The following is an 8,662-nucleotide window of genomic DNA, read 5'->3' on the forward strand; positions in this document are numbered from 1 at the left end:
GATCCATTACATAAGGTCATAATCAGAATTGGAGGCTTACTTACAACATGATTAGATTCAGCACGTCTGTTCATAAAATATCGATGTTTAACCGAACATTATCAGCTATACTTGTCACCTCTGCATTACTATCACAGTCAGTAGGCATTTCGCCGGTTCAGGCTGCTTCCGCAGCTTCTGTTGCTTCCGCCGTGACCAAGCCAGCTTCCATTACAGTCGACAGCCAGTCCGTCACGTGGGAATACGCCCCTTTTGTTGAGAAGGGAACGACCTACGCCCCCCTTAGACAGGCGGCCGCTGCTCTCGGCGGGCAAGTGAAATGGAACCAAGCCAAACAAACGGTGGAAATTTATGATCATGGCGATACCATTACACATCGTGCAGGAACCAACGTTATTCAAATCAATGAAGTTCGGCTCATGCTCCCTGCCCCATCCAAGAACATGAGCGGCACACTTATGATTCCGCTTCGTTCTCTCTCGGATGCGATGAAAGCAGGGCTGCAGTTAACGAATACCTCTTCCCAGATGATCATCACCCTGAAATCAGATTCGTCGACGATCATGAGTAGTGAATCGGCAGCGATTGACCAGTATCTTAAGGAAGCAGGGTATTCAGGCATTGCACTCATTGCAAGCAACGGAGACATTCAGTTGAGAAAAGGTTACGGGTTATCCGACCACAATTCCCTTGTTCGCCCGGATCAAAAATCGCGCATTGCCTCCATCACCAAAGGCTTTACAGCCGCAGCGATCATGCAGCAGGTTCAGCAGGGAAATATTTCGCTTGAAGACCCTGTTTCCAAATACGTATCCGGAATTGACCGCGGTAATGAGATTACCATTCATATGCTGCTCTCACATACTTCCGGGCTTCCTTCCAATTTTACGCGCGCGGAAGGAATTACTATGGAGGATACACTGGCGGAGATTCGTACGAAGAAGCTGATGGCAGAGCCAGGTGCTGAATACCGGTACAGCAATAACGGATACATTTTGCTGGCTGCTATTCTGGAGCGTGTGTCGGGCAAAGAGTACGGCGTATATCTCCATGAGCAGTTCTTCAAGCCGATTGGCATGAAGGATACAGGTACGGCAACCCCTTCTACCAAAACGATCAAAGGCTATACGGATCAGAAGGGTACATGGGCTGAGGCCAGCTATTATGTTTCCCAATCCGGAACCGGTACGCTGTATTCTACAGTCGATGATCTGCTGAAATGGGATCAGGCTCTGCGAGGAAATAAGGTGCTGTCGGAGGAAATTCAAGAGACCATGTACACGCCATATTCTGATCGAAACTATGGATACGGCTGGATGGTCAGTGAAACAGAAGAGGGTACGGTCGTATTCCATAACGGCAGCGGTACAGGCTACTCCACAGGTATTTCACGCAATCTGGATAACGGCATAACGGTCATCCTGCTCGGCAACCATGCTGGAATGGATATGACAGGCATGCTCAACCATATTCAGGAGATGGCTCTCAAGTAATAGACGTTAATTTCAGGTCAGACCAACGAAGAGAGGTGTCACTCGTGTTTCATAAACCACAGAAGGATCATATTGAGATCATCGGAAGCATAGCCGATCAGCATATGGATAGTGCAGCAAGAGCAGATGAGCAGAATGAGCTGAACTACGCACTAATAGAAGATCTGCTGTCAGCAGGCTACCACACCTATTCTGTTCCCAAGGAGTATGGAGGACTCGGCGTATCTCTCTCTGATTTCTTACAGTGTCAGGAGCGTATCGCCATGGTGGATGCTGCAACAGCTCTCGCCATTGGATGGCATCATATTACGGTATTCAACGTAGGTCAGAATCAGCTATGGGATGAAGCAGCCTTTCATGCTTTATGCAGAGCCGTTGTATCGGAAGGTGCCTTGGTTAATGCAGCAGATTCGGAAAAAGCGACGGGAAGCCCTTCACGTGGCGGGAAGCCGCAGACCTCTGCAGAGAAGACTTCGGATGGCAATGGCTATGTGCTGACAGGGCGGAAGACATTTACGTCGCTATCGACGGCGCTGCATTATTATGTCGTATCCGCCACAGATACGGTGACTGGTGAAGTAGGTGAGTATCTGGTTCATAAAGATAATCCAGGTGTAAGTATTGAGCCCACCTGGAACATGACAGGCATGCGCGGGACGGCCAGCCATGATCTTGTGCTGAACCAAGTGCAGCTGCCTGAAAATGCGCTGGTTCGAAGACGCCCTGCAGGGAAGAAATCCATTCGTCCCAACGCCTACTTGCTTAACATTCCAGCCGTATATCTTGGGATCGCCCAAGGAGCAAGGAGAGAAGCACTTCGTTTCGCTGCGGCATATCAGCCGAATAGCCTGACCCATCCCATTATCGAGCTGCCTCACATTCAGCACAAGATCGGGCAGCTCGAGATGGAGCTGACGATAGCCCGGCATTTTTTGTACAGTGTAGCGGCTAGATGGGAGCAGCTGGAGCGGCCTTTGACAGACAGCGACTTGGCCCGAATCGCTCCCGATCTTGGCGCAGCCAAGACCTTTGCCGTTCAGAACGCACTCTCTATTGTGGATACAGCCATGCGAATCGTCGGAGTTCACAGTCTGGCCAGCTCCCACCCGCTCTCACGCATGTATCGTGATGTAAGATTCGGACTCCATAATCCGCCGATGGACGACGCTGTTTATCAGATGCTGGCCAATCGCGCCATCAGTGAAGTTCCCTTAAGCTAAATTTTTAAATGAAAAAAGAAGCTACGAAACACTGCCTTCCGCCTAAAGCTGGCATGTGATTCGTAGCTTCCTATCATTCTTCTCACCTGATATTATTTTCTATTAGATATAGCTGGCAGCAACACCGTAAGCTTATCCTGATTTTTGCTCATATTACTAGTTTTCACTACCAACCTAACCTGAACCTTCTACTCATCCCATATTTTTATTTAATTTGGCCGTTTCGTATTTATCCCAGCCCACCATATTCTCTAAAATAATGACTAGCACTACTCCTATCACAAGTCCATTGGACAACAGGGGCGTAAGCAGCGGAGGAAAGTCTCTAAAAGCAGAGATCGGTATGTTCATGATGCTTATTCCAACAAGCACAGGCAGTGCCACCCGATAGATGGTCTTCGGATTAAATACCGCACCTTGGAACGTGCGAATGGCCGTACCGAACATTTGAAGATACGCGGCAAACAGTACCGCATTTCCGACCGTTAGAGGCAGCTGGGCCAGCCATCCGCTTAACGAAGGGAACACCCCGACAATAATGAACATCAGAGATCCAGCTAGTAGAGCCGCACGCCGGAGAACCTTTGTATTCTCTAGAAATCCGATCGAGGACGCAAATGTGCCAAAGGGAATCAATCCCAGGCATCCTCCGAGCACCGAGAATAGATTGGTGAATATAAATGCCCTTTTGTACTGCCCCGAAGTTGCTGTTCGATTGAATAATTTCCCTGCAGCGGTTAGGCTCGTTAACGTATTCGTCATGTTCACAAGTCCGGCAAGCAGCCCAACCATTATAATCCCCGGCTCTAATCCAAAATTACCCCAGGGCATCCACTGCCATAATGCATCACTGCCTGCCGAGCCCCCTGTAGAAGCAGCAGATGCGGCCGATCCCGAATTCTGACCAAACAACAATGTATAGGCTATCCAGCCAAACACAATTCCCCCAAGAAGCGAGAATTGTCCCCATTTCCCTTTACCTTTGAGATGAATAACAGCGACTACCAGGATAATCACTAGGGATAGACCTGCAAGAGGCAGATTCCATGTACCGTTCTGATCATAGCCGATCATACCTTTGAAGAATGTATTAGCCAACTGAAATGTAAGCAGCAACAGATACACGCCCATTACGATCGGGGTAAACACACGCTGCAATATGCGAATAAATCCGCACATCGCCAAAATAATGACCATCACACTCGACAAGATAAACCCGCTCATCAAACTCGACGCTACTGTTGCGAGATCCATTCCCATTGCGGGAGCAGACGCACAAATACTAAGCACCACACCCCACCACACGCCGGCAGGTCCATCCATGAGTGCATATCGGTGCCCCCATATAACCTGGACGATACATAGCAGCCCCGTCAAAATAAAAGAACGCTGCATCGAAGCAGCTATTTCTTCAGGCGGTAGCCCTAACGCATGACCAATCGATAGCGGCACCATCACGGTATTCGTAAACAAAAAGAAGAGCCACTGCACACCGGCAAGCAGCACATTCCATGAAAACCTCGATCTGAGCTCAACGCGAGATACTTTCGATCGCAGGTCAGAAATTGTAGTCTTTGATCTTAACTCAGCACGCGTTGTCTGATTCTTGTCATGGTCGAATTCGTTTTTTTCTCCGATCTTATCGAGCATTGTATTCGATGCCTTGTTTAGATGATTCTCTTTATCTTTCATTTCCCATCTCGATGTGGGTGTCTTCTCTGTACTCATTATTAAACCAGCTTTCAAATTTCAATATATCTAATATCCTTGTTGAATCTCACTCATATTTATGTTGTAATCGTTAGTCCTTCTATTTAGCACCAGCATTCTCCAGGATTGCAATTATATCCGTGTAATTTCGGCTCTTCGCATGCGCCAGGGGCGATACACCTTCTCCATCAGCCAGGTTCACATCTGCACCATGTTCAACGAGCAGCTTCACAATTTGAGTATGCCGTTCTCCGCCATCTCCTAGAATAACCGCCTCTAACAGCGCAGTCCATCCGAGATTGTTGATATGATCAATATCTACATCCGAATGCTCAAGCAGATATTCGACAATCTGAACATGGCCTCGATCAGCTGCCGGTATTAATGCAGTGCCTCCGAACCGATTCGTAAGTGTTGTATCTGCACCTGCTTCAACCATCAGCTTCACAATCTCCGGTCTGCCTTCAGCTCCAGCATAGAGAAGCGGGTTATCGCTGCGCTGATCTCTCAGGTTCAAATCTGCCCCTTTCTGGATAAGAGCCTCTACCGTATCAGGCTTATTACCATAAGTCGCTGCAAGGATCGCCGTTCTTCCTCGTTCATCCGTAACATTAATATCAATACCTTGCTCCAGCATGGTAAGAACCTTGTCCGTATCTCCAAGCTCTGCTGCATTTATAAAATCCGTAGAGTTCACTTGATCATCCTCCTGACTATGATTCTTATTGTTATTTTGCTGTGCTCCTGCGTTGGGAGAATCCTCAGATTCGATGGCGCGATCAGCTGTGCCCGAATTCATAGATTGATCTGCTTCTGTATCAGAAGCCGTTTGTGCATCATGCCGGGATTTTTCTGAATCTCCATCCATTGCACAGCCTGCGATCAACGTCATCATAACTAATATTGATAAGGAAGTCTGTAATAACCTCACATCATCCCTCCACCACTGTGCTATGTTTTTATGGTATCATGGGGAATACTATATTAAAAATATTTAAAACCTTGCTAAAGTATAGGATTATCATATAGATAAGGATGAGGATTTAACGGATGGATATTAAGCAGCTACGTTATTTTATTGCTTTGGCAGAAGAATTGCAGGTTACCTCAGCAGCGCATAGACTTCATATGTCACAGCCTCCTCTGAGCCAGCAGCTGAAGCTGATGGAAACAGAACTCGGTGTCCCTTTGTTCTATCGGAACGGGAGACAGTTAGAGCTTACTTCCTCGGGAAAGACGTTATATGAGCATGCGTTAACCATCACCCGCTTGATGGAAGAAGCTACTGCAGAGGTGCAGGAATCGGGTCTTGGAGTCAGAGGAAAATTGTCCATTGGCATCAACACACTGTCAGATGAGAAGCTGCCAAAGGTACTGAGTACTTTTCGCACCCTCTATCCGAAAGTTACTTTTAAAATTCAACAGAACGAAACCAACACACTTGCCAAACTAATCAAAGAAAGAACACTGGATTTAGCCATAATACGCCTCCCCATAGCACTAGAGGAGTTTGACTATGAAGTGCTTGGCACGGAGCCTCTATATTTTGTAACTGGAGCCCATCAAGCAAGCACAGATCAGTTAGACCATGAATCCGTAGATTCCATTCCTTATGAGAGGGTGTCGGAGTATCCTTTAATCCTGCCAAGTACAGAAGGACTGGGCTTATATCACTTGATCCTGGATCAGTTTCACAGTCGAGGCCTGTCGCCTGTAATCATAGGAGAATGCTCTGATATTGGAATGCTCGTTGAACTCGTCGCCTCAGGATTCGGCTCTTCGATTCTGCCTAGAAGCTCCTTGCATCGATATAAAGGTGAACGAATCCTCACTTATCAAATTGCGGGGCCTCAGGAAACATCTAGTTCAGCCGTCATTTGGCTCAAGCAGCATTACCTTAGCAAAGCCGCTCAGAAGCTCATTGATCTGTACAAGACTTTGTGATTCGCTTGTGGAATAACAATTATGCGTAGTAAACCATCGCAGTATTATAGTGACGAAACAGACATAGTTAAGTTAATTTGTAATATATTCTAATGCTGTGCACAAAAAAAGCCTTCCGCATAAAGCGAAAGGCTTTTCTTAAGTAAGCGGGTGATGGGAATCGAACCCACGCTACCAGCTTGGAAGGCTGGAGTTCTACCATTGAACTACACCCGCAAAATATATAAAATCGGGATGACACGATTTGAACATGCGACCCCCTGGTCCCAAACCAGGTGCTCTACCAAGCTGAGCTACATCCCGTTACACAGATTAAGAATGATAATGGCCTGTTATCATTTCATAAAAGTGGCGCGCCCTGAGAGATTCGAACTCCCGACCTTTTGATTCGTAGTCAAACGCTCTATCCAGCTGAGCTAAGGGCGCGTATTATGGAGCGGAAGACGGGAATCGAACCCGCGACCCTCGCCTTGGCAAGGCGATGCTCTACCGCTGAGCCACTTCCGCAAAACATATGGTGCGGTCGAGAGGACTCGAACCTCCACGGCTGTTACACCACTAGAACCTGAATCTAGCGCGTCTGCCAATTCCGCCACGACCGCATATGTTATTTAAAAAAGTGAGCCATGAAGGACTCGAACCTTCGACACCCTGATTAAAAGTCAGGTGCTCTACCAACTGAGCTAATGGCTCTCATTAAAATGGCTGGGGATATAGGATTCGAACCTATGCATGACGGAGTCAAAGTCCGTTGCCTTACCGCTTGGCTAATCCCCAACAGTGATAAGGAGTAAATAATGGGGCGATCGATGGGACTTGAACCCACGAGTGCCGGAGCCACAATCCGGTGCGTTAACCCCTTCGCCACGACCGCCATATTTTTAAAAAAACTGGTGGAGGATGATGGATTCGAACCACCGAACCCTTACGGGAGCAGATTTACAGTCTGATGCGTTTGGCCACTTCGCTAATCCTCCATATGAAACTATGGTGCCGGCGAGAGGACTTGAACCCCCAACCTACTGATTACAAGTCAGTTGCTCTACCAGTTGAGCTACACCGGCGAATTGATTACCAAAACTGTATTCCAAATCAGAAGTAAACAATGAAATGGCGGAACTGACGGGATTCGAACCCGCGATCTCCTGCGTGACAGGCAGGCATGTTAGGCCTCTACACCACAGTTCCATGTAATTTAATTGCGGGGGCAGGATTTGAACCTGCGACCTTCGGGTTATGAGCCCGACGAGCTACCGAGCTGCTCCACCCCGCGATATTAAGAATGGAGACTGAGGGGATCGAACCCCCGACCCTCTGCTTGTAAGGCAGATGCTCTCCCAGCTGAGCTAAGTCTCCATATAAAGTGACCCGTAGGGGATTCGAACCCCTGTTACCTCCGTGAAAGGGAGGTGTCTTAACCCCTTGACCAACGGGCCTTACTAAAAGTATTACTTGTCCAATAAGTTAGTGGCGGAGAAAGAGGGATTCGAACCCTCGAGACGCTTGTGACGCCTACACGATTTCCAATCGTGCTCCTTCGGCCAGCTCGGACACTTCTCCGTGAGAGCTAAGTCCCTGAGAGCAAATGAATGCTCTCAGGATATTGGACTCCCCGAACAGGACTCGAACCTGTGACAACTCGATTAACAGTCGAGTGCTCTACCAACTGAGCTATCAGGGATCAATGGTGGAGCCAAGCGGGATCGAACCGCTGACCTCCTGCTTGCAAGGCAGGCGCTCTCCCAGCTGAGCTATGGCCCCAAAATAAAGGAATGTTAAGTTAAATGGTGGGCCCTAGTGGACTCGAACCACCGACCTCACCCTTATCAGGGGTGCGCTCTAACCAGCTGAGCTAAGGGCCCTAATATTTAAAAATACTGTACAGGGCAAAAAAATAACCCTTAGGGTTTGCTTGGCGGCGTCCTACTCTCCCAGGACCCTGCGGTCCAAGTACCATCGGCGCTGGAGGGCTTAACGGTCGTGTTCGGGATGGGTACGTGTGGAACCCCTCCGCTATCGCCACCAAACATGATTTTTGCGCTGTGATATCTTCGGCGAATCATCACCAGCAAAATATCAATCCTTAAAAAGGACATGCAGCTTCAAATCTTTACAAGGATTTACTCCCTGAAAACTAGACACGAAACAATTCACGATTTATGCTTATGCTTTCGAAGCAAGTTTTCTTCGAAAACTCTTAGGATAAGCCCTCGACCGATTAGTACTGGTCAGCTCCATGCATTGCTGCACTTCCACCCCCAGCCTATCTACCTCGTCGTCTTCAAGGGGTCTTAC

5 protein-coding genes, 18 tRNA genes and 2 rRNA genes are annotated in these 8,662 nt (G+C 47.9%); 3 read left to right on the top strand and 22 right to left on the bottom strand.

The window, feature by feature from the left end:
* The first annotated feature begins 47 nt into the window (after positions 1 to 47).
* Together BLW49_RS17765 and BLW49_RS17770 are read left to right on the top strand one after the other, a co-directional pair.
* Positions 48 to 1,493 (top strand): serine hydrolase domain-containing protein, encoded by a 1,446-nt coding sequence (locus tag BLW49_RS17765; protein WP_090725883.1) that lies wholly within the window; start codon positions 48 to 50, stop codon positions 1,491 to 1,493.
* 44 nt (positions 1,494 to 1,537) lie between these two features.
* Positions 1,538 to 2,713, top strand: coding sequence for an acyl-CoA dehydrogenase family protein (locus BLW49_RS17770; RefSeq protein ID WP_256209810.1), 1,176 nt, complete (start codon positions 1,538 to 1,540; stop codon positions 2,711 to 2,713).
* Between the two features lie 192 nt (positions 2,714 to 2,905).
* On the opposite strand, the gene BLW49_RS17775 is transcribed toward BLW49_RS17770, so the two are convergent.
* Together BLW49_RS17775 and BLW49_RS17780 are read right to left on the bottom strand one after the other, a co-directional pair.
* Complete coding sequence (locus BLW49_RS17775) at positions 2,906 to 4,441, bottom strand: uracil/xanthine transporter (protein ID WP_256209811.1); 1,536 nt, start codon at positions 4,439 to 4,441, stop codon at positions 2,906 to 2,908.
* 82 nt (positions 4,442 to 4,523) lie between these two features.
* Complete coding sequence (locus tag BLW49_RS17780) at positions 4,524 to 5,354, bottom strand: ankyrin repeat domain-containing protein (RefSeq protein WP_371264576.1); 831 nt, start codon at positions 5,352 to 5,354, stop codon at positions 4,524 to 4,526.
* A 119-nt stretch (positions 5,355 to 5,473) separates the two neighbouring features.
* Between BLW49_RS17780 and BLW49_RS17785 the strand changes: the two genes are divergently transcribed.
* Positions 5,474 to 6,367 carry a LysR family transcriptional regulator gene (locus tag BLW49_RS17785; protein ID WP_076314931.1) on the top strand — a complete coding sequence of 298 codons (894 nt, stop codon included), beginning with the start codon at positions 5,474 to 5,476 and terminating at the stop codon, positions 6,365 to 6,367.
* A 145-nt stretch (positions 6,368 to 6,512) separates the two neighbouring features.
* Here the strand turns inward: BLW49_RS17785 and BLW49_RS17790 are convergent.
* The 20 genes from BLW49_RS17790 to BLW49_RS17885 form a co-directional block, all read right to left on the bottom strand.
* Positions 6,513 to 6,583 (bottom strand) — tRNA-Gly (locus BLW49_RS17790).
* A 13-nt stretch (positions 6,584 to 6,596) separates the two neighbouring features.
* Positions 6,597 to 6,670 (bottom strand) — tRNA-Pro (locus BLW49_RS17795).
* A gap of 46 nt (positions 6,671 to 6,716) precedes the next feature.
* A tRNA-Arg gene (locus BLW49_RS17800) sits at positions 6,717 to 6,793 on the bottom strand.
* Between the two features lie 6 nt (positions 6,794 to 6,799).
* Positions 6,800 to 6,874: transfer RNA gene (locus tag BLW49_RS17805), tRNA-Gly, on the bottom strand.
* An 8-nt stretch (positions 6,875 to 6,882) separates the two neighbouring features.
* Positions 6,883 to 6,969: transfer RNA gene (locus BLW49_RS17810), tRNA-Leu, on the bottom strand.
* A gap of 18 nt (positions 6,970 to 6,987) precedes the next feature.
* Positions 6,988 to 7,060: transfer RNA gene (locus tag BLW49_RS17815), tRNA-Lys, on the bottom strand.
* A gap of 9 nt (positions 7,061 to 7,069) precedes the next feature.
* Positions 7,070 to 7,144, bottom strand: a tRNA-Gln gene (locus BLW49_RS17820).
* A 21-nt stretch (positions 7,145 to 7,165) separates the two neighbouring features.
* Positions 7,166 to 7,241: transfer RNA gene (locus BLW49_RS17825), tRNA-His, on the bottom strand.
* Between the two features lie 17 nt (positions 7,242 to 7,258).
* Positions 7,259 to 7,344: transfer RNA gene (locus tag BLW49_RS17830), tRNA-Tyr, on the bottom strand.
* 11 nt (positions 7,345 to 7,355) lie between these two features.
* A tRNA-Thr gene (locus BLW49_RS17835) sits at positions 7,356 to 7,431 on the bottom strand.
* Between the two features lie 47 nt (positions 7,432 to 7,478).
* Positions 7,479 to 7,555: transfer RNA gene (locus BLW49_RS17840), tRNA-Asp, on the bottom strand.
* Between the two features lie 11 nt (positions 7,556 to 7,566).
* Positions 7,567 to 7,640: transfer RNA gene (locus BLW49_RS17845), tRNA-Met, on the bottom strand.
* Between the two features lie 10 nt (positions 7,641 to 7,650).
* Positions 7,651 to 7,723, bottom strand: a tRNA-Val gene (locus BLW49_RS17850).
* Positions 7,724 to 7,731: 8 nt separating this feature from the next.
* Positions 7,732 to 7,803: transfer RNA gene (locus BLW49_RS17855), tRNA-Glu, on the bottom strand.
* 32 nt (positions 7,804 to 7,835) lie between these two features.
* Positions 7,836 to 7,927, bottom strand: a tRNA-Ser gene (locus BLW49_RS17860).
* A gap of 48 nt (positions 7,928 to 7,975) precedes the next feature.
* Positions 7,976 to 8,048: transfer RNA gene (locus BLW49_RS17865), tRNA-Asn, on the bottom strand.
* Positions 8,049 to 8,052: 4 nt separating this feature from the next.
* Positions 8,053 to 8,128, bottom strand: a tRNA-Ala gene (locus BLW49_RS17870).
* A 24-nt stretch (positions 8,129 to 8,152) separates the two neighbouring features.
* Positions 8,153 to 8,229, bottom strand: a tRNA-Ile gene (locus tag BLW49_RS17875).
* A gap of 48 nt (positions 8,230 to 8,277) precedes the next feature.
* A 5S ribosomal RNA gene (gene rrf, locus BLW49_RS17880) occupies positions 8,278 to 8,394 on the bottom strand.
* Positions 8,395 to 8,565: 171 nt separating this feature from the next.
* A 23S ribosomal RNA gene (locus tag BLW49_RS17885) occupies positions 8,566 to 8,662 on the bottom strand; the annotation flags it as partial.

It is taken from the genome of Paenibacillus sp. PDC88, from assembly GCF_900106725.1.
Taxonomy (GTDB): Bacteria; Bacillota; Bacilli; order Paenibacillales; family Paenibacillaceae; genus Paenibacillus; species Paenibacillus shunpengii.

Bases quoted from the DNA above. Each gene is read 5' to 3' on its own strand.
- BLW49_RS17765 (WP_090725883.1), top strand. From the start codon at position 48: ATGATTAGATTCAGCACGTCTGTTCATAAAATATCGATGTTTAACCGA.
- BLW49_RS17775 (WP_256209811.1), bottom strand. From the start codon at position 4,441: ATGAGTACAGAGAAGACACCCACATCGAGATGGGAAATGAAAGATAAA.
- BLW49_RS17785 (WP_076314931.1), top strand. From the start codon at position 5,474: ATGGATATTAAGCAGCTACGTTATTTTATTGCTTTGGCAGAAGAATTG.